Source organism: Limnohabitans sp. TS-CS-82 (assembly GCF_002943475.1).
The window spans coordinates 694,861-715,570 of record NZ_PTQX01000001.1 but is presented as its reverse complement, the minus strand read 5'-3'; the positions used below and the strand labels follow the sequence as shown (position 1 = coordinate 715,570).

Genomic DNA, 20,710 nt, shown 5'->3' with positions numbered 1-20,710 from the left:
CATCATGGCTAAAAACATCAAAGTCCTCGTCAACACAGGCAACGAAGAAACCAACAAAACATTTGACGTGGCATCAGGCAGCGGCAAATCAGGCAAGCCCACCACCATCAAAGCCGTCAAAGGCGCGCGCTACCACCTCGAAGACCCAGCCGCCAAAAACGTCGGCCCCGAAAACATTCGCAGCAAACGCGTGGGCAAAAACTTGCACGTCATGTTGGACGGCAGCAGTGAAGCCGACCTCATCATCGAGGGCTACTACGACGACGCCATGCTTACCGAAAACAACCGTGGCCTCTATGGCCGCGCAGAAGACGGCAAGCTGTATGAATACATTCCCGAAGACCCAACCGCTTCAGGCCTGCCCATCAACTTGGCCGAAGGCGGCAAGCCCGTCAGCCAAGTGTTGGGTGGCGGTCAAGTGGGCGAAGACTTTGCACTGAGCGGTGTCCTTCTGGCAGCAGCAGGCGGCGGCTTTAGCGCACTCACGGCTGGTGCAGCTGCAGTGGGTGCTGCCGCAGTCGCGGGCGGCGGTGGTGGCGGTGGTGGTGCAGCAGCGGTCACAGACCCTGCAGCCACAGCACTCGCCTCTATTAAAGCTGCAGCAGAAAACAACACCGCCACCAGCGGTAACCTCGCGGCCAGCGTGTTCACCGCAGCCGGCATCACCGGCGTAGACGCCAATAACTTGGCCGCCATCCAAAGCGCCCTCGACAGCGCCGCCCTCAACGGCGCAGCCGCTGACACCAAAGCCGAAGTGCAAGCCATCGTCGATGCCTACAAAGCCATCAAAGACAACGCCGACACAGCCGCTACCACCAACGCCACCCAAGCGCAATACGCCGCCGTGGGCGTGACCGGCATCGACAACGCTGCTAAAACAAATCTGTTGGGCGACGTGGTCGACACCAAAGCATTTGCTGATGTGGACACCGTGCCCGAACTGCAAACCTTGGCCACTGCCGCCGCTGCCGTTATCACTGGCGCAGCCGCTGGCACCCAGCCAACAAAGGCACAGCTCGAAGCCCTCGGCATCACCGGCGTAACCGATGCCAACCTGTCTGCCATCCAAGCCGCCATTGCCGCCACCCCTGACGACGGCACAGGCGTTGACACCCTCACCGAACTGCAAGCCGTGGCCAACACCGGCGCCACCAATGCAGCCAACGCTGCAGCGGCCCTCAGCGCCATCGCTGCTGCTGCGCAGGCCAACAACGCCACCGATGCCAACGTGGCCACCAGCGTGTTTGCCACGGCAGGCGTCACCGGCGTGGACAGCACCAACGTGGCCGCCATTCAAAGTGCCCTTAACAGCGCAGCCGTCATTGGCACATCAGCCGACACATTGGCCGAAGTGCAAGCCATCGTCGACGCATACAACGCCGTCAAAGCCAACGCCGACGGCACGGCCAACAACAACGCCACCAACCCCACCCAAGCACAATACGCCGCCATTGGCGTGACAGGCGTCGACAGCAATGTCAAAGCCAGCCTGCTGGGCGACGTGGTCGACAGCAAGCCCTTCACTGCCGTGGACACAGTCCCAGAACTGCAAGCCCTGGCCGATGCAGCCGCTGCGGTGATGACCGGCGCAGCCGGTGGCACCGCTCCCACCAAAGCCCAGCTCGAAGCCCTCGGCATCACAGGCGTGACCGACGCCAACTTGGCCGAAGTCCAAGCCACCATCGCCCGCACCGCCGACGACGGCATTGGTGTGGACACCTTGGCCGAGCTGCAAGCCGTGGTCACCATCGGTGCAGACGCCGCAGCTGCGGCTGCCGCTGCAGCCGTTGCCGCCGCACTCGCCGCCATCTCAGCTGCCGCCCAAGCCAACGACGCAAGCAACACCAACGTCGCCGCCGGCGTGTTTGCCACCGCTGGCGTGACCGGCGTAGACAGCACCAACGTCGCCGCCATTCAAAGCGCCCTCAACAGCGCTGCCGTGAACGGGTCAGCCACAGACACACTCGTTGAAATTCAAAACATCGTCAACGCCTACAACGCCATTCGCGAAAACGCTGACGGCACCGCAGCTAACTACGCCAACAACCCCACCCAAGCACAGTACGCCCTTATCGGTGTCACCGGCGTAGACAGCGCCGCTAAAGAAAGCTTGCTCGGCGACGTGGTCGACAGCAAACCCTTCACCGCTGTGGACAGCGTGCCCGAAGTGCAAGCCTTGGCCGATGCAGCCGCTGCCGTCATCGCAGGTGCTACGGGCGGCACAGCCCCCACACAAGCGCAGCTCAATGCGCTGGGCATCACCGGCGTCACACCCGCCAACTTGGCCGCTGTACAAGCCGCCATCGCAGCCAACGGCAGCGGTGCCGCGGGTGTCGACACCCTCACCGAACTGCAAACCGTGGTCACTAACGCCGCTGCAGCAGCAGCGGCACTCGACGCCATCAAAACCGCCGCCGAAAACAACTCTGCTGGCACCACCCCCACCGTTGCCGACTTTGCCGCCGCTGGCATCACCGGTGTGGACAGCACCAACTTTGCTGCCATCAACAGCGCCCTCAACAGCGCCGCTGTGAATGGCGCAGCCGCTGACACCAAGCCCGAAGTGCAAGCCATCGTCGATGCGTACAACGCCATCAAAGCCAATGCCGACGGCACGGCTAACAACAACGCCACCAACCCCACTGCTGCGCAATACACCGCCATTGGTGTGACCGGTGTCAACAGCGCCGAAAAAGAAAGCTTGCTGGGCGACGTGGTCGATGCCAAGCCATTCACTGCTGTTGATACGGTTGCCGAAGTGCAAGCTTTGGCTGACGCCGCCGCCGCCGTGATGACTGGTGCCACCGGTGGCACAGCCCCCACACAAAGCCAGCTCGAAGCCCTCGGCATCACCGGCGTCACACCCGCCAACTTGGCTGCTGTGCAAGCCGCCATCGCTGCCAACGGCAGCGGTGCTGCAGGTGTAGACACACTCACCGAACTGCAAACCGTCGTCACCAACGCCGCTGCCGCTGCTGCACTCGACGCCATCAAAACTGCCGCAGAAAACAACTCTGCAGGCACCACGCCCAGCCTGGCCGACTTTGCCACCGCTGGCATTACCGGCGTAGACGCGAATAACTTTGCCGCCATCAACAGCGCCCTCAACAGTGCCGCTGTGAATGGCGCCGCCGCTGACACCAAACCCGAAGTGCAAGCCATCGTCGATGCGTACAACGCCATCAAGGCCAACGCCGATACCGCATCCACCGCCAACGCTACGCAAGCGCAATACGCCGCCGTGGGCGTGACCGGCATCGACAATGCCGCCAAAACCAATCTGTTGGGCGACGTGGTCGACGCCAAAGCATTTGCTGACGTGGACACTGTGCCCGAACTGCAAGCCTTAGCCAACGCCGCAGCAGCCGTCATCACAGGCGCAACCGGTGGCACAGCCCCTACACAAACCCAGTTAGAAGCCCTCGGCATCACTGGCGTCACGTCTGCCAACTTGGCCGCTGTGGTCGCTGCCATTGCAGCCACGGGCAACGGTGGCACAGGCGTCGACACCTTGGGTGAATTGCAAACCGTCGTCACCAACGCGGCCAACGCCGCTGCTGCCGCAGCTGCGCTCAGCGCCATCGCTGCTGCTGCGCAAGCCAACGACGCGACCGACACCAACGTGGCCACCACCGTGTTTGCCACCGCAGGTGTGACCGGCGTGGACGCCAACAATGTGGCCGCCATTCAAAGCGCCCTCAACAGCGCCGCTGTGTTGGGCACATCGGCAGACACACTGGGCGCAGTGCAAGCCATCGTCGACGCGTACAACGCCATCAAAGCCAACGCTGACAACGCCACTGCCGCCAACGCCACCGATGCCCAATACGCCGCCATCGGCGTAACGGGTGTGGACAGCGCCGTGAAGACAAGCCTGCTCGGCGACGCCATCGACGGCAAAGCCTTTGCCGATGTCGACACCGTGGCCGAAGTGCAAGCCTTGGCCGACGCGGCCGCTGCCGTCATGTCGGGTGCTGCTGGCAGCACCGCCCCCACCCAAGCACAACTTGCAGCCTTGGGCATCACCGGCGTCACGCCCGCCAATTTGGCTGCTGTGCAAGCCGCCATCGCCGCCACCACCGACAACGGCACAGGCGTCGACACCCTGAGCGAACTGCAAACCGTCGTCACCAACGCGGTCAACGCAGCAGCCGCCACCACCGCCGCGCTCGACACCATCAAAGCCGCCGCCGAAGCCAACAGCGCTACCAGCGGCAATTTGGCCGCCAGCGTGTTTGCCACCGCCGGTGTGACCGGTGTGGACGGCACCAACCTCAGCGCCATTCAAAGCGCCCTCGACAGCGCCGCTGTCAACGGCATTGCGGCTGACACCACTGCCGAAGTGCAAGCCATCGTTGACGCGTACAAAGTCATCAAAGACAACGCCGACACAGCTGGCACCACCAACGCCACCGCCGCGCAATACACCGCCGTGGGCGTGACCGGCATCGACAACGCTGCCAAAGCCAGCCTGCTGGGCGACGTGGTCGACACCAAAGCATTTGCTGATGTGGACACAGTGCTCGAACTGCAAACCTTGGCAACAGCCGCCGCTGCCGTCATCACCGGCGCAGCCGCTGGCACCGCGCCAACAAAAGCCCAACTCGAAGCCCTCGGCATCACCGGCGTGACCGACGCCAACCTGTCAGCCATCCAAGCCGCCATCGCTGCCACCGCAGACGACGGCACAGGCGTCGACACCCTGAGCGAACTGCAAGCCGTGGCCAACACAGGCGCCACCAACGCAGCCAACGCCGCAGCAATCACCGCCGCACTCAGCACCATCGCTGCCGCTGCCCAAGCCAACAACGCCACCAACACCAACGTGCCTGCCAGCGTGTTTGCCACAGCCGGCGTGACCGGTGTCGATGCCAACAACATCGCCGCCATCCAAAGCGCCTTGAACGACGCCGACGTGCAAAGCGGCCAAGCCGACACCACCGCCAAAGTGCAAGCCGTGGTCGACGCTTACAACGCCATCAAAGCCAACGCCGACACAGCTGGCACCAACAACGCCACGCAAGCGCAATACGCCGCCATCGGCATCAACGGCATCGACAGCGCCGCCAAAACCAGCTTGTTGGGCGACGTGGTCGACACCAAAGCATTTGCCGATGTCGACACGGTCGCTAAAGTGCAAGCCTTGGCTGACTTGGCCGCCCTCGTTATCAACAGTGCAGGCACAGGCACAGCCCCAACAAAGGCACAGCTCGAATCCCTCGGCATTACCGGCGTAACAGACGCCAACCTGTCAGCCATCCAAGCCGCCATCGCCGCCACCGCAGACGACGGCACAGGTGTCGACACCTTGGCCGAACTGCAAGCCGTGGCCAACACAGGCGCTACCAACGCAGCCAACGCTGCGGCTGCCGCAGCCGCCCTCAGCACCATCGCCGCTGCTGCCCAAGCCAACGACGCCACCAACACCAACGTAGCCGCCAGCGTGTTTGCCACCGCAGGCGTCACCGGTGTGGACAGCACCAACGTGGCCGCCATTCAAAGCGCGCTCAACAGCGCCGCCGTGGTGGGCACATCCGTCGACACATTGGGCGAAGTGCAAGCCGTGGTCGACGCTTACAAAGCCATCTTGGCCGAAGCCAACGACACCGCCAACACAGCAGGCAACGGCACACCCGACGCCAACCCCGCCAGCAACCCCACTGCTGCGCAATATGCAGCCATTGGTGTCAACCTCGGCTCTGCCCCCACCGACGCAGCCACCGACCCCGAAACCTTGGCCCTGCTCAACGCCATCGTGGGCGGAAAACAAGCGGCTGATGTGGGCACCGTGGCCGACGTGCAAGCCTTGGCCACCATCGCCAACGCCATTCAGCTCAAAGCCGCAGGCGGCACACCCAACCCTGCGCTGACCATTGCCGACCTGCAAAAAATTGGCCTCGACACCACCGGCGTCAGCACCGACAACCTGCCCACCCTCTTGGCCGCCATCGCGCTCAAAAGCGACACCGGCAGCGAAACCGACACCTTGGAAAAGCTGCAAGCCCTCATCACTTCGCTCGACAAAGTGGCCCCTGTTGCCGTCAACGACACCAGCTCGGCCACCGAAAACACGGTCACACAAACAGGCAACGTCAGCACCAACGACACCTCAAAGGACACCACAGAAACCTACACGCTGGTCAGCAATGCAGCCGGCACACACGGCACCCTCACGCTGGGCACCGATGGCGCCTACACCTACACCTATGGCGCGGGCATTCACGCCATCACAGCCAACGTGACCGACACCTTCACCTACCGCGTCACCGACGCGGCGGGCAACACCAGCACAGCCACCTTGGCGGTCACCGTCACGCCCGTCAACGACGCCGCCACCTTCAGTGGCGACATCAGCAAAGCCACCTCTGAAACCGACGTGGCCCAAACCATCACCGGCCAACTCAACGTGGCCGATGTCGACAGCGCCACCACCGTGGTGGCGCAAACCAACGTGGCAGGCAGCGCAGGTTTGGGCAAATTCACCATCACCACCGCAGGCGCTTGGACCTACGTGATGGACAACGCCCAAAACCAACTCAAGCCAACTGACGTCATCACCGACAGCTTGACCGTCAGCACCGCCGACGGCACCACACAAACCATCAGCGTGGTCATCACGGGCACCAACGACGCCCCCATCATCGCCAACGCCTTGGCCGACACCACGGCCACCGCCACGGTGGCCATCACCAACTACGTGGTGCCTGCCAACGCTTTCAGCGACGTGGACAGCACCTCACTCACCTACACCGCCACCTTGGCAGATGGCTCGGCACTCTCCACCGTGGGCCTGAGTTTTGATGCCGCCACACGTACGGTCAGCGGCACGCCCAGTGCGGGCACAGCGGGCAGCACCTTGAGCGTGAAAGTGACAGCCAGCGACGGCAGCCTGAGCGACTTCGACACCTTTGACATCACCGTGGCCTCCCCTGACAGCATCGCTCCCACCCTGCTCAGCAGCTCCCCCGCCGACAACGGCACCGTGGCCTACGCCAACGTGGCCAACGACCTGACCCTGACTTTCAGCGAAGCTGTTCAAAAAGGCACGGGCCTCATAGAGCTGTACAACGTCAGCAACACCTTGGTCGAGAGCTTTGACGTAGCCAGCAGCACCTTGGTGACCGGCTGGAACGGCAGCACCCTGACCATCAACCCCACGGCCAACTTGGCCGCAGGCACCGGCTACTACCTCAAAGTGGCCACCACAGCCATCAAAGACTTGGCCAACAACGCCTATGCAGGCATCACAGACGCGACCACGCTGAACTTCACCGTGTCAGCGGGCACTGGCTCGGTGATTGACCTCGGCACCAGCGGCCAACTGATTGCCCCTGTGCAAGTGGAAGGCAAGTGGTACTACTTCTGGGACCGTTCGGGTGATGGCACGAGTGCCAACACCGGCAGTTTGAACGGTGGCCGTGACGCGACGACACACGATACTTTGGATGGCATCTTCCAATACGACATCAACGGCAACCTCAACCCCAACCCAGGAACCAATACCGATGATGTGTACCGCTACGCCACCCTAAATGGTGTCATGGTGGCATTGCCTACGGCCAACGGTGGCATGAGCTTCCCGCAAGGTTACGCTATACAGAATGGTACGGCTGCAATAGGGTACGGCACGACCAATAACTCTAGCTACGATGAGCTCTTGGCCATCTGGGATACGACAAACGGCACAGGCACTACCGCTGCCGGCGATAGCGGTACACCTACTGGCTGGCAGGATGGTGGGTATTTATCCGCCACATTGTCACCCACTGGGCATGCTGCGGTTCGTACAGGGAGCGCCAGTATTGGCGGCACTGTCCAAGATTTGGCTGAAACTGCTCAGTACTACGTTGCGCTTGAAGTGGTCAAAGCCAACACCGCCCCCGTATTGGACGCAGCACAAACGCCCACATTGACCAGCTTGTCGCCTTCTGCCGCAGCGCCAGTCAACGGCAACACCACGGCGGGTGACTTGGTCAGCAGCTTGGTCGTCGGCATCAGCGACACCGATGCAGGCGCCCTCAAAGGCATCGCCATCACCGGTGTGCACACAGGCGGCACGCTGTACTACTCGCTGGACGGCGGCACCACCTGGTTGACACCTGCCACCACGCTGAGCGACACCAACGCTTTGTTGTTGGCCGCAGACACCAACACCCGCGTGTTCTACAAAGCCAACGGCACCAGCGGCACCATCGCCGACGCCATCACCTTCCGCGGCTGGGACGAGACGCAGCACATCACCGAAGGTGTGTTCACCAGCACCGTGGCCAACGGCGGCAAGTCCGAGTTCAGCACGGCCACCGACACGGTGGGGGTGTTTGCTTCGCTGCCTATGGGCACGACGCTCAGCTTGGGCACCGTCAGCGGCTTGAACCTGAACCTGATTAACAAGGTCACAGGTTCCGACGGCAAGGTGTATTACTTTGTGGACACGAGCGGAGACGGTACCTCTAGCTATTTGGATGCAGTCAGTCACGACCAGCTCGACACCTTGTTCAACGCAGGTTCGGACACCACAGGTCTGTCCGCAGCCACGGTTGGCGTGGACACCGAGCGCAGCGTGATTGTGAACGGCTACACCTTGGTGCTGCCCAACCTTGCAGAACTCACCAGCACGACCATCACATGGCCTGCCTCGCCGACCTGGACCAATATTTACCGTTACTGGACGTCCACATTGACGACTGCGGGCTACCACAACACGGTAGGTCATAACCGCAGCGGAACTTACAGCGACATTGACACAGTCGCAGGCGGTCAGGTGTTTGTGGTGCAGGTGCTGGTCCCCGTCGCCCCCGTGGTGCTGGACCTGAACCGCGATGGCACGTTCAGCTACACCCAAGTGGCGATGGACGTGAACGGCAGCAACCACTTGTCACTCACCCAATGGGCGGGCGCACAAGACGGCGTGTTGGTGTGGGACAAGCTGGGCGATGGCGTGGTGCACGACAACAGCCAGTACGCGTTTGGCCAGTACGCCACATCGACCCGCGTGGACGCCGCAGGCCACAACCGCGTGGCTTCAGACTTGGAAGGTTTGTCTGACGCGTTCGACACCAACCACGACGGCGTGTTCAACGCCGCCGACGCGAAGTTTGCCGAGTTCAAGGTGTGGCAAGACGTCAACCAAAACGGCGTGAGCGACGCAGGCGAAGTGCGCAGCTTGGCCGATTGGGGCATCACCAACATCAACTTGGTGAGCGACGGCGTGCAGCGCACCCCCGTGGCAGGCGTGACCGAAGTGGGTCAAAGCACCGCAGCCATGGCCGATGGCTCGAGCATGCAAGTGGCCGATGCGCTGTTTGCCTACAACGCGTTGGACTACACCCTGACGGGCGCAGCTTCTGGCGATACCTTGAACCTGTTGGGCAGCAACATGACGCTCGACCTGTCCAGCGTTGCGGCTGTGCACAGCAACGTGACCGCCATCGACCTGACGGGCAGCGCGGTGAACGGCACAACGGGTGCCAACACCTTGAAGCTGAACTTGGCCGATGTGTTGACCTTGCCTTTGGCTTCCTCGGCTGTGAACGGTGTGCACAAGCTCACCCTCACCGGCGACGCCAACGACACAGTAGAGCTCGACTTGTCACAGTGGGCCAACACCGGCAACACAGTGACAGAAGGCGACCACACCTACGCGGTGTACAACGCGTCTTCCGCAGCAGCAGCGCAGCTGTTGATTGACCAGCACATGGTGTTGGCTAATCACGGTTAATTACTAGGCTTTCAACGCAACAAACCCCACGCCTCACAAGGGCGTGGGGTTTTGTTTTGTGTGATTGGGGGTTGCGCAGATTGGTGGGGATTGCACGGAGGATAGGCACGATATTTAGCTTGAAGGTGTGTATAAGTTTTGATACACTGAGGAGGCCCTGATGATTGAAAAACCGATTGACTGGCGTGGTTCTTCGTTAAAAGACATCAAGAGCGATGACATCTTTACGCCAGACGCGCGCCGCGAGGCTGGACGGCAGCTGAGCCAAGTTCAGGCTGGGTTAGACCCTGATGATTGGAAACCTTTTGACGTGGTGGGTGCGGGCACAAAAGAGATTCGCATCAGCTTGAACGACGGATGGTTTCGTGTGATGTATGTCGCCAAATTTCCCGAGGCGGTTTATGTGTTGCACTGCTTTAAGAAAAAGACAAGCGCGACGAGCAAGCAAGACAAAGAGATTACTGCCGCACGTTACAAAGCGGTGGTTCAGGAACGGAGTAAAAAATGAAAAGCAATACTAAATCAATGCACAAAACACCAGTTGGCGGTAATGTATTTGCCGACTTGGGTTTTGATGCCAAAGAGGCGGCTTTGTTGAAAGCTGAGTCGAACCGTGTGATTTCGGAAAAGCTGGCCATCAAAGAATCGTTGATGAGCGAGCTGGCGGTGTGGATGAATGAGCAGCATTTAAAACAATCCGATGCCGCACAAATTTTGGGTGTGACGCGTCCCCGCGTGTCGGATGTGATGAATAAGAAAACTGTGAAGTTCACGATTGACGCGTTGGTCGATATGCTGGCGCGAACCGGCAAGCATGTGCAGTTGTCGGTTAGTTGAACAAATGAACTCATCGAAAGCGTCGGTATCAAAGCCAGCTACCTTGTCGGCTTCCGTTCGATTGACGAAATCCGAAATCGACTCACTAAGGCAAAAAAAGAAGTCGATATCCGAATACGTTCAAAAGGAATTCAAAGCGTCTTTGGGCGCTAAGCTGAAATTGCTGCAACAAGCGGCTTAAGTTTTAAAAGTATTTGAACCCCACGCCTCACAAGGAGCGTGGGGTTTTGTTTTGTGTGATTGAGGGTTGCGCAGATTGGTGGGGATAGGGTGGAGGATGAGCGTTTTCTAAGAAACCTAAGATACGCCAATGGCGTATAGAATGGAGTTGTGTGGAATTCATCGAAACCCCCACGTTCACGCGCACGATTACGGCGCTGCTATCAGACGATGCTTATGCACAAATGCAGCTGACATTGGTTGCAAATCCAGCGGCGGGTGATTTGATTCGCGGCGGTGGTGGTATTCGTAAGTTGCGATATGCAACGCAGGGCCGCGGTAAGAGCGGTGGTGTGAGAGTGATTTATTACTGGCTCAAAGATGAGTTTCAGATTTACATGTTGGTGGCATACCCCAAGTCAGCCAAGGACACATTGACCGACAAAGAGGTGGCACTGTTGTATGAATTGGTGAAGGAGTTGTGAAAATGGAAAAAGCATTGTTCGACGATTTGGTGCAGAGTTTGAAAGAGGCGAAAGCGATTTCAAAAGGTCAAGCTAAGGCCTCACGCCGCTTTGATATTGACAACCCCGATGTACGTTTGGTGCGTGAGCAAGTGGGTTTGTCGCAGTCCGAGTTTGCGCAAATGATGCGCGTGAGTGTGAAGACGCTTCAAAACTGGGAGCAGCACCGCCGCAACCCAACTGGCCCTGCTGCCGCGCTGTTAAAGATAGTGTCGACATCTCCTGAGCTTGCAATGCGTTCGCTTCACGCTTAATGTTGTTTTGCTCAACACCGACCAACACATGGTGCTGGCTAACCACGGTTAATCGCTAACTAGCAACACCCGCGCTTCGTGCGCGGTGCTGAACGCACACAGACCCCACGCCTCACAAGGGCGTGGGGTTTTGTTTTGTGTGATTGGCGCTGATGCACAGTTTTATGAGGCAAAAGTAAAGTTTGATAGCTCTCAAATGAGGGGCGTTGAATATAGCTTTAAAGACATATAAAATGTTTTGGACTGTTTTGTTTCACAGCGCGTTTGATGCCGAGTTTTCGGCGCTCACTGAAGGTTTGCAGGACGAGTTGCTGGCGCATGCAAATTTGCTGGCAACGTTTGGGCCGCAGCTAGGTAGACCAACGGTGGATACGTTGAAGGGTTCGAAGCACGCAAACATGAAGGAGTTGCGTTTTTCGTGGAACGGCGAGGTCTGGCGCGTTGCGTTCGCCTTCGACCCACAGCGTCACGCGGTGTTGTTGGTGGGCGGCGACAAAGGTGGTGCAGACCAGCGGCGGTTTTATAAACGCTTGTTGTCAGTTGCTGATACGCGCTATGACGAACATTTGAATATGAAAGGGTTTTGAAGATGGCAAGAAAACTAACGGATGTGATGGCTGCATTGCCTGCAGCACGTAGGCAGCGCGTGACGAAACGTGCCATGGAATTGGCAACGTTGAAAGATTTGCGTATTGCATCGCAACAAACCCAAGCCGACCTAGCCGCTTCGTTGGGGGTGGGACAGGTGACGATTTCCAGATTAGAAAAACGCAGCGATATGTTGCTGTCTACATTGCGCCATTACGTGGAGGGGATGGGCGGCACGTTGCAATTAGTGGCGCAGTTTCCAAACCGACCACCGGTCGTGATTGAGCATCTCGGCGCAGATAACCACGGTTAAGCACTAGGCTTCCAACGCGCAAACCCCACGCCTCACAAAGGCGTGGGGTTTTGTTTTCTGTGAATGTATTTAGACGCGAATGTGTTCGCGCGCAAGTGCTTTGAGTTGGTCATGTATTTCGTGGGCGATTCACACGACGAGCAAACCGCCTTGGCTCGCACGCGCACCGAGCATTGGGTGGAGGTGGGGGCACTCAACACCACACAGTTGGCCAAGCGCATTGATGCCGATAGGTGCTGCGTTTGCCCGGCACGGTGTTTTGCTATGCGCCCGAGGACGATTACCCCTTCCTCAAATACGATGCCAAAACAGCCAAAGGCACCGACATCCAGCCGGTGCGTGTGATGCAAGGTGGCGAGCCTGTACGCGTGGTGGCCAAGCGAGGCTGGCGCTTTGAATTGCAAGATGACCTCAAAGGCAAAAGCCTGGCACCCGACCAAGTGCGCATCAAACGTGTAGGCAAAAACTTGACCCTCATGTTCGATGGCAGTCAACGCGCCGATGTGGTGATTGAAGACTACTACGCGGAAAACACAGACAAGGACAAAGACAACGGCATGCCCAAGCTGGTGGGCACTGCCGAGAACGGCGGCATGTACGAATACGTGCCGCAAGACCCAGCCGTCAGCAGCATGCCCGCCGAGCTCAAAGACGGCAACACCCCTGTCATCGTGTCGCTAGGCGGCGGCCCATTGGGCGATGACTTTGTGTTGTCGGCTTTGCCATTGGTGGCGGCCGCTGGTGGTGTGAGTGGTTGGCTTGTGGCTGGGGGTGTTGCTGCTGCGGCTGCAGCGGGGGGCGGCGGCGGCGGCGGGGCTGCAATTGTCAAGGTAAGCGCTCCAACAGTCTCAATTGAAGCTGATTTAAACAACGACGGATATGTCAACAAAAAAGAATTTGACTTACTAGCGGACAAAACAAAATTCACAGTTAAAACAACGATTCCAACAACGGCAATTGTTGGAGACACAATCATCGTGACAGATGGCACGACAGAATTCAAACACGTACTAACAGCGACAGACATCACTAATAAATTCGTAACTGATGCGTTTGTAAAGCCCACAGAAGGAAATAGCATCAATGTGACCGCAAAAATGACGAATGCGGCAGGTGCTAGTAGTGACACTGCGACGGATACGGCAAAACTGGATACGAGTGCGTTTATTGAACCGGTAAATCCAGACCCGTTCAATCCAGTCGATGCCAGCAAAAGTGGTTTGCGCGTCACTATCAATTCTGATGACAACAACGACGGCTATTTGAGTAATTACGATTTGGGTACAGCAGATCTAGTCACGGTAACGGTTGCACTCACCAAAGACGCGGCAGTAGGGGACGTGCTGACGGTAACGGCTACAGGCAACACCACACGCACGATCACACTCACTGCCGAGGATATCGCCGCAAAACAAGTGGTTCTCAAAGGTCTAACTGCCCCAGGTGAAGGTAGCGCGATTGATGTGACGGCAACCATTCAAGATGCTGCTGGTAATAAAAGCCCATCGCCAGCCACAGACAGTGCAACTGTTAATACAGCGATGCCGGGTGTATTGATTACCAATGATGAGAACAATGACGGCTACATCAATAAGGCAGAGTCAGACAAGGCAAGCCGCGTCAGTGTGCGCATTGAAGTTCCTAAATTGGCGCAAGTAGGCCAAACAGTGACGGTGACAGACGGTATCTCGACGCCGGTGCTGCATGTACTGACAGACGCAGACATAGCTTCCAAATCATTCACCTTAGTTAACGCGTTTCCAAAACCCGTCGAGGGAAGCAGCATCGAGATCAAGGCGATGTTTGGTGAGACGACGGGAATAGATAGTGCGAGACTAGATACAGGTGCAAGCAATGCCGATGCTGGGCTAGGTGTACGCATCACAACGGATGCAAACGATGATGCCTTTGTAAACGCCAAAGAGGTAGGCGATTCGACTACGTTTACGAGTCGCGTGATGTTTGATAAAACCAAGGTTGCAGCGGGCGACTCGATTGTGATCACAGTCCAAAATGGCACGGATACACCTGTCGTTGTGACGCATGTGTTGACAACAGCTGACTTGCAGACCAACGAGAGTGGCAAGGGTTTTGTAGACGTCACATTTATCAAGCCAAGCTCAGAGCTAAAGCAAACTGTGTCGGTAAATTTTGTCGATGTTTTGGGTAATGTTGCGACGGACGCAAAGCCTATCGACAGTGCCACGCTGGACGTGACGCCCCCAAATAATGAAGATGTTGATTTGGGAGTGCGCATCATCACAGATGCAGGTAATACGGGCGGTGATGGCGTGGCGAGTGGCGCTGAGTTGACTGCTCAGGGTGACGTGAATAATTTCATCAGTCGGGCAACGTTTGATAAAACAAAAGCAATTGCTGGCCACAAAATTGTGTTCACGGCAAAGAATGGCATAGACGCGGACATTGTGTGGACACACATTTTGACGACAACCGACTTGGCCACGAATGACGGCACAGGTAAAGGCTTTGTTGATCACTCATTTGCAAAGCCGTTGAATGGTCAAACGCAAACTGTCACCGCTATGTATGCCGATGCAGCTGGAAACATGGATAGCACGAACCCGCCTACAGATCTTGCATCGCTGGATGATGCAGCACCGAACGGTGGGGCAGCCCCCATTGTTCGTGTCACAACCGATGGTGCTAATAACGGCACGGATGATGGCTTTGTGAATACGCCGGAATTAAATGGTGCCACGCTCTACAACGTCGAAGCATCTTTTGATTCGTCCACAGTCGCAGTGGGTGATAAGGTTATCTTCACGGTGGCAGGAACTCCAGATGTCACAGTGACGATAGATCAAGCCATGAAGAACGTAGGTAAGGCCACGACGAGCTTTACGGCACCAACTGCCAATGGCGCTATTTTTACAGTCAGTGCGGTCATCAAGGATGCATTGAGTAACGCCACAGCGCAAGGTACTGACTCTGCAACGCGTAACTTCTTGGTGGCTGTAAATGACTCGAATAATGTGACGGCGTTACCAAGTGGCAATCCTGTTGATCCAATCCTTGGTAATGTGATTACAGACGATAGTGATCCGCAGTATCTAAATGATGGCATAAATAAAACTCCAACAAACAGCTTAGAGGTGTTTGTTACTGGCGTTAAGTTTGGGGTAGCGACCACCTTCACTGCACTTAGTGCCTCGCCACTTAATGGTGATTACGGTGATCTGAAAATAAGCGCAGATGGTTCGTACGCATATCAACTTAACCCTTTAAAGGCGAAGGCACTGAAAGCCGGAGAGGAAAAGCTTGAAGTTTTTACCTATGAGGTTAAAGATGTCGCAGGTAACATCAGCACAGCTCAATTGACTATAAAAGTAGTTGGTGTTAACGACGTTGCTGTCATTACAAGTGAGTCGAGTTATTCGATGGTAGGTCGAACAGACAGCACATGGGATGCCCTTGTTAAGGTGTCTGATGATGATACGGGCGAAGGCGTATTTTTGAATCCGCCAACATCTGGAGCGCCTATTCATTTGCATTATGGCGACGTAACCATGGTGAACGATATAGGTCAGAGTAGCGATCATCAATCGGCATACAAGGTAAGTTATACAAAAACTGATTCATCTCAAAATTCCGCCGTCATTCGTCATGATTTGTTTACGCTTCAATCAAGTGACAAAACAGCAAGTGCAACACTTGATTTTGTTTTAGATTCGGTCACTTCACCAGGAGCCACAACACAAGAGTTCCACACGAATTCCACTGTAGGACTCAAAATTACATCGGCTACTGGTACAACAAAAGACACTCTGGTGTTGGATGGTCAAATGACGTTTGATTTCACGGGTATCAACACCAACACGCAAACGCCATCGGTGCGTTTGAACTTGTGGTCGGGTGGTCGCATTGAGGCGGATGCACAACGCGCCGAAGCGTTGACGCAAAGCAGCGAATACCAAGAGGCACTGACACGCGATGACGTGGCCTTGCTGTCGGCCGAGGCTTACATCAACTGGGCGCGTGCCTTGGACATGTTGGCGTTGGCAACCAAAAATTTTGAGTCGCATCGCATCACGCTCAATGACATTCAAAAGATTGTGGATGTGGACACGGGCCGCCGCATCGACTTAGAGCAAGCGCAAGTGCGCATGGACAACGCGGCATTGATCAAGCTGCAACGTCAAACCGAGTTGTATCAAGCGCGTCAACGCTTGAGCCGTTTTTGGCAAGGCAGTTTGCCGTCTAAGCCTTTGGGATTATCAGAGGCGGTGGGGCCAACGGGGCGTTTGGGGGTTGTGCCGCAAACGATGGATCAAGTGATGGATGCTGTGTCTGACGATCTGCCCGCGATTGCCCAGCAAAAAGCGCAGGTGCAAGCGGCTGAGGCGGCAGTGAACATGGCGCGTGGCCAGTATTGGCCGACGGTGGATTTGACGTCGACGCGTCAGCTGAACCCGATCGTGACTGGTTTTACAACGACCTATAAAGAAGACACCTTCACCCAAGTGCAAGTCAACATGCCGCTGTACAGCGGTGGTGCCACGTCGGCGGGCGTACGCACGGCAGTGGGTCAACTCACCGCTGCACAAAACGGGCTGGAAGAAGCGCGTTTGTTGGCGCGCGAAAAAGCGGGCTTGTCTTACCAAGAGTGGGTGAATGCACAAGGCCGCGCGATTCAAGGCGAAAGCCAAGCGCGTGTGGGCGACAAGGTGGTGGAAGGCTACCGCTTGCAGTTCCGTTTGGCACGTCGCCAGTTGTTGGATTTATTGAATATTCAAGCCGAAGCGTTCAGCTACCAAAGTGCTGCCACGACGGCGTTTTATGACGAACAAATTGCCCGTGCCCGACTGTTGGCGTCCATGGGCGATTTGGCAAAAAGGTTTTAAGCGATGAGAACTCCTGAGCAAGCGGATGGTTCCGCGGATGCGCTGTTGGTGTGCTTGGCTTTGGTGGCCAAACAACTGGGACAGCCTTTGCATGTACCCGCGATGCGCCAAGGTTTTGCCTTGGATGATGCAGGGCGCATTCCTTTAGAGGCATACCCAGATTTGGCACATCAACACGGTCTGTTGGCCGGTTGGTCGCGTAAACCTTTGGCCGAAATCCCCAGCTATGTGATGCCCGTTTTGGTGTCGTTGGTCGATGGCCGTGCGTGCGTGTTGCGTGCGATTGAGGGCAACACCGCTGTGGTGTGGTGGGCCGAGTCGGGTGCACAAGATGACCGTGTGTCGTTAGAGCAGTTGCAAGGTTTGTCGCGTGACGAGGTGTTGGTGGTCAAGCTGCCACCTAAGCGCAGTGACCAAACGCTCGCGCCCATGCAAGGTGCCGCGTTCAGTTGGTTTTGGGGCACGTTGTGGCGCTTCCGTCACTTCTACGTGGAGTCGATGGTGGCAACGGTGGTGGCCAACATCCTCACTTTGGCGAGTGTATTTTTCACGATGAACGTGTATGACCGCGTAGTGCCTACACAAGCGTATGCCTCGTTGTGGACTTTGGCGATTGGTACCACGGTGGCCATCGTGATGGAGTTCATCATGCGTTGGCTCAAAGCGCGTTTGGTGGATTTGGGCGGCAAGAAGGCCGACCTCGCCATCAACGCCACGTTACTGCGCGAAGTCATGGGCATTCGTTTAGAGAACCGTCCGCAATCGGTGGGCGTGTTTGCCAGCTCTATGCGTGACTTTGAATCGCTGCGCGATTTCTTTTCATCCGCATCGCTGGTGGTGTTGGCGGATATGCCGTTTGTGTTGTTGTTCTTGGCCTTGATTGCCATGGTCAGCGGCCCCTTGGCTTGGATTCCAGGCTTGGCTGTGCCTGTGCTGTTGATTCAAGGTCTCTGGGCGCAAAAGCCTTTGATGACCGCCATGCGCGCCAACATGAAAGAGTCGGGCGACAAGCAAAGTGTGTTGGTCGAATCGGTGCTGAACTTGGAATTGCTCAAAGCGCACAACGCCGAAAACTATCTGCAACGCCGTTGGGAAGCGTCTAACAAAGCCGGTTCGGATTCCTACAAAGAAATTCGCGCCATCACCAACTGGATCATGGGTTGCACCACAGCCGTGACGCAGCTCGTCACGGTTTTCATGGTGGTAGCGGGTGTGTACATGATTCACGCCAACTTGCTGACATTGGGTGGCTTGATTGCTTCTGTCATCTTGGCGGGCCGTGCGTTGGGGCCTTTGGGGGGTGTGATGTCTTTGGCATCGCGTTACCAACAGGCGGCCTCAGCGTTGGAAACCTTGGATGGTTTGATGAAGCGGCCCCGCGACCGCATTGCGGGCCGTACGTATGTGGTGCCTGAGCACATTGCTGGCGGCTTAGAGGCGCAGGCGCTGGAGTTTGGTTATCCCGGTGAGCATGCCATTCCTGTGATCAAACGCTTGTCGATCAAGATTGAGCCTGGCCAACACGTGGCCTTGCTGGGGCGTGTGGGCAGCGGCAAGAGCACCTTGTTGCGACTGATGGCTGGCCTGTACACGCCGCTGGGTGGCAGTGTGCGTTTGGATGGTGTGGAGTTGCAGCAAATCGAACCTGCCGAGGTGCGCAGCTGCATGGGTTATGTGGGGCAAGACCCGCAACTGTTCATGGGTACCTTGCGCGAGAACATGGTGTTGTCTGAAACATGGATCAGCGACACCAAGATCATTGAGGTGCTGAAGTCATTGAACTTGTACGAGATGGTGGCCGCACACCCACGTGGTTTGGACATGCCCATTACCGAAGCCGGTGGCGGTTTGTCGGGCGGGCAGCGTCAGTTGTTCTCCATCGCACGCATGATGTTGCGCGACCCGCAGTTGGTCTACATGGATGAACCCACCGCCAATATGGACGGGAACACCGAAGCACATGTGATTGCAGTGCTCAAAGCGTGGCTCAAGGGCCGCACCTTGTTGATGTCCACACACCGCCCTCAGCTCTTAGAGTGGGCCGATGTGGTGGCTGTCATCGAAGGCGGTCAGTGCGTGATGGTGGGGCCCAAACAAGAAATGATTGAAAAGCTGTCGCGTGGCATTGACGTGAAAGCGGCAGGAGCATCGGCATGAAAGAAAAAGTAATGGCGCATTGGACGCAAGCGAAAACCTTGTGGGCCAAGCTCAAAGAGCTGTGGCAAGACGACAAACAAGCCGCAGGCTTTGGCATTCGCACCGTGGAAGATGACGAGCGTGAGGCCAGCCGTTTGTTGGTATGGGTCACCGCAGGTACGTTGTTCATGGGTTTGATGTGGGCCGGATTTTTCAGCTTGGACGAAATCACACGTGGTCAAGGAAAAATCATTCCTTCCAGCCGTGAGCAAGTGATTCAAAGTTTGGACTCGGGCGTGCTGCGCGAGATGTTGGTGCGCGAAGGTGACATGGTTGAAAAAGACCAAGTGCTGTTGCAAATGGACGATGCACGTTCAGGCGCTGGATACCGTGAAGCGAATGAAAAATATTTGTCTTTGTTAGCCATTGCTGCGCGTTTGCGTGCTGAGGCCAACAACACAGCTCTGGTGTTTCCACCCGAGCTCAAAGATGAACAAGCTTTGGTGATGCAAGAAACACAAGCCTACAAAGCGCGCAAGCAAGCGTTGATGGAATCGCTGCAAGCGGTGGATGCATCGTTGTCCGCCATCACCCGAGAAATCACGTTGACCGAGCCTTTGGTCAAAGGTGGGGTGATGTCGGAGGTGGAGTTGCTGCGTTTGAAGCGTCAACAAGCCGACCTCATGGGCCAACGCGCAGAGCGTAAAAACCGCTACCTCACCGATGCGAACAATGAGTTGACACGCGTGTCATCTGACCTTTCGCAAACCAAAGAGAATGCGTCGGCACGTGAAGACGCCTACTTGCACACCACCATCAAATCGCCCATGAAGGGCGTGGTGAAAAACGTGCAGGTCACCACCGTGGGTGGTGTGATTCAAGCGGGCCAACCGATTTTAGAAATCGTCCCAACCGAGGACGAGATGATGGTCGAGGCCTATGTCAAACCATCAGAAGTTGCTTTCTTGAAAGTGGGCCAAAAAGCGGTGGTCAAGCTCACCTCGTATGACTTCAACAAGTATGGCGGTTTAGATGGCGAGTTGGAGCACCTGAGCCCCGACACCATGAAGGACGAGCGCCAACAACGCAAGCCAGGCGGCACACCAGCCGACATGGAAGAGGGCTACTACCGCATCTTGGTGCGCATCAAAGATGCCAACTTGGTACGCAAGGGCATGAAGCTCGAGCCCACGCCCGGCATGACAGCCAGTGTGGAAATTCGCACAGGCCAAAAGACGGTGCTTGAATACCTGTTCCGTCCTTTGCAAAACGTGTCGCAAGCTTTGCGCGAACGTTAAACGCTTTAACATGGCGGCTCA

10 protein-coding genes are annotated in these 20,710 nt (G+C 56.9%); all 10 read left to right on the top strand.

Annotated features, from left to right (window positions below):
- The first annotated feature begins 4 nt into the window (after positions 1-4).
- The 10 genes from C5F52_RS03465 (at position 5) to C5F52_RS03410 (ending at position 20,689) form a co-directional block, all read left to right on the top strand.
- On the top strand, positions 5-9,718 hold the full coding sequence (locus C5F52_RS03465; protein ID WP_104796903.1) for an S-layer family protein: 9,714 nt from the start codon (positions 5-7) through the stop codon (positions 9,716-9,718).
- Between the two features lie 160 nt (positions 9,719-9,878).
- A complete protein-coding gene (locus tag C5F52_RS03460) occupies positions 9,879-10,226 on the top strand; it encodes a type II toxin-antitoxin system RelE/ParE family toxin (RefSeq protein WP_369951848.1) in 348 nt (115 codons plus the stop codon).
- On the top strand, positions 10,223-10,555 hold the full coding sequence (locus C5F52_RS03455) for a helix-turn-helix domain-containing protein (protein WP_104796901.1): 333 nt from the start codon (positions 10,223-10,225) through the stop codon (positions 10,553-10,555). The genes C5F52_RS03460 and C5F52_RS03455 overlap by 4 nt, the downstream gene beginning before the upstream one ends.
- A gap of 332 nt (positions 10,556-10,887) precedes the next feature.
- Positions 10,888-11,199 carry a type II toxin-antitoxin system RelE/ParE family toxin gene (locus tag C5F52_RS03450; RefSeq protein WP_104796900.1) on the top strand — a complete coding sequence of 104 codons (312 nt, stop codon included), beginning with the start codon at positions 10,888-10,890 and terminating at the stop codon, positions 11,197-11,199.
- A gap of 2 nt (positions 11,200-11,201) precedes the next feature.
- The gene (nadS, locus tag C5F52_RS03445; protein WP_104796899.1) at positions 11,202-11,492 is read left to right on the top strand and encodes a NadS family protein; all 291 of its coding nucleotides are present in this window, start codon (positions 11,202-11,204) and stop codon (positions 11,490-11,492) included.
- A 233-nt stretch (positions 11,493-11,725) separates the two neighbouring features.
- A complete protein-coding gene (locus tag C5F52_RS03440; RefSeq protein WP_104796898.1) occupies positions 11,726-12,079 on the top strand; it encodes a type II toxin-antitoxin system RelE/ParE family toxin in 354 nt (117 codons plus the stop codon).
- Positions 12,080-12,081: 2 nt separating this feature from the next.
- Positions 12,082-12,393, top strand: coding sequence for an XRE family transcriptional regulator (locus tag C5F52_RS03435; protein WP_236657697.1), 312 nt, complete (start codon positions 12,082-12,084; stop codon positions 12,391-12,393).
- 233 nt (positions 12,394-12,626) lie between these two features.
- Positions 12,627-17,255 carry a TolC family protein gene (locus C5F52_RS03420; protein WP_161499639.1) on the top strand — a complete coding sequence of 1,543 codons (4,629 nt, stop codon included), beginning with the start codon at positions 12,627-12,629 and terminating at the stop codon, positions 17,253-17,255.
- A 3-nt stretch (positions 17,256-17,258) separates the two neighbouring features.
- On the top strand, positions 17,259-19,412 hold the full coding sequence (locus C5F52_RS03415; protein WP_104796893.1) for a type I secretion system permease/ATPase: 2,154 nt from the start codon (positions 17,259-17,261) through the stop codon (positions 19,410-19,412).
- Entirely contained in the window at positions 19,409-20,689 is a 1,281-nt protein-coding gene (locus C5F52_RS03410) for an HlyD family type I secretion periplasmic adaptor subunit (RefSeq protein ID WP_201746948.1), read from the top strand. The genes C5F52_RS03415 and C5F52_RS03410 overlap by 4 nt, the downstream gene beginning before the upstream one ends.
- The last annotated feature ends 21 nt before the right edge of the window (positions 20,690-20,710 follow it).

Bases quoted from the DNA above. Each gene is read 5' to 3' on its own strand.
- C5F52_RS03465 (WP_104796903.1), top strand. From the start codon at position 5: ATGGCTAAAAACATCAAAGTCCTCGTCAACACAGGCAACGAAGAAACC.
- C5F52_RS03460 (WP_369951848.1), top strand. From the start codon at position 9,879: ATGATTGAAAAACCGATTGACTGGCGTGGTTCTTCGTTAAAAGACATC.
- C5F52_RS03455 (WP_104796901.1), top strand. From the start codon at position 10,223: ATGAAAAGCAATACTAAATCAATGCACAAAACACCAGTTGGCGGTAAT.
- nadS (WP_104796899.1), top strand. From the start codon at position 11,202: ATGGAAAAAGCATTGTTCGACGATTTGGTGCAGAGTTTGAAAGAGGCG.
- C5F52_RS03440 (WP_104796898.1), top strand. From the start codon at position 11,726: ATGTTTTGGACTGTTTTGTTTCACAGCGCGTTTGATGCCGAGTTTTCG.
- C5F52_RS03435 (WP_236657697.1), top strand. From the start codon at position 12,082: ATGGCAAGAAAACTAACGGATGTGATGGCTGCATTGCCTGCAGCACGT.
- C5F52_RS03415 (WP_104796893.1), top strand. From the start codon at position 17,259: ATGAGAACTCCTGAGCAAGCGGATGGTTCCGCGGATGCGCTGTTGGTG.
- C5F52_RS03410 (WP_201746948.1), top strand. From the start codon at position 19,409: ATGAAAGAAAAAGTAATGGCGCATTGGACGCAAGCGAAAACCTTGTGG.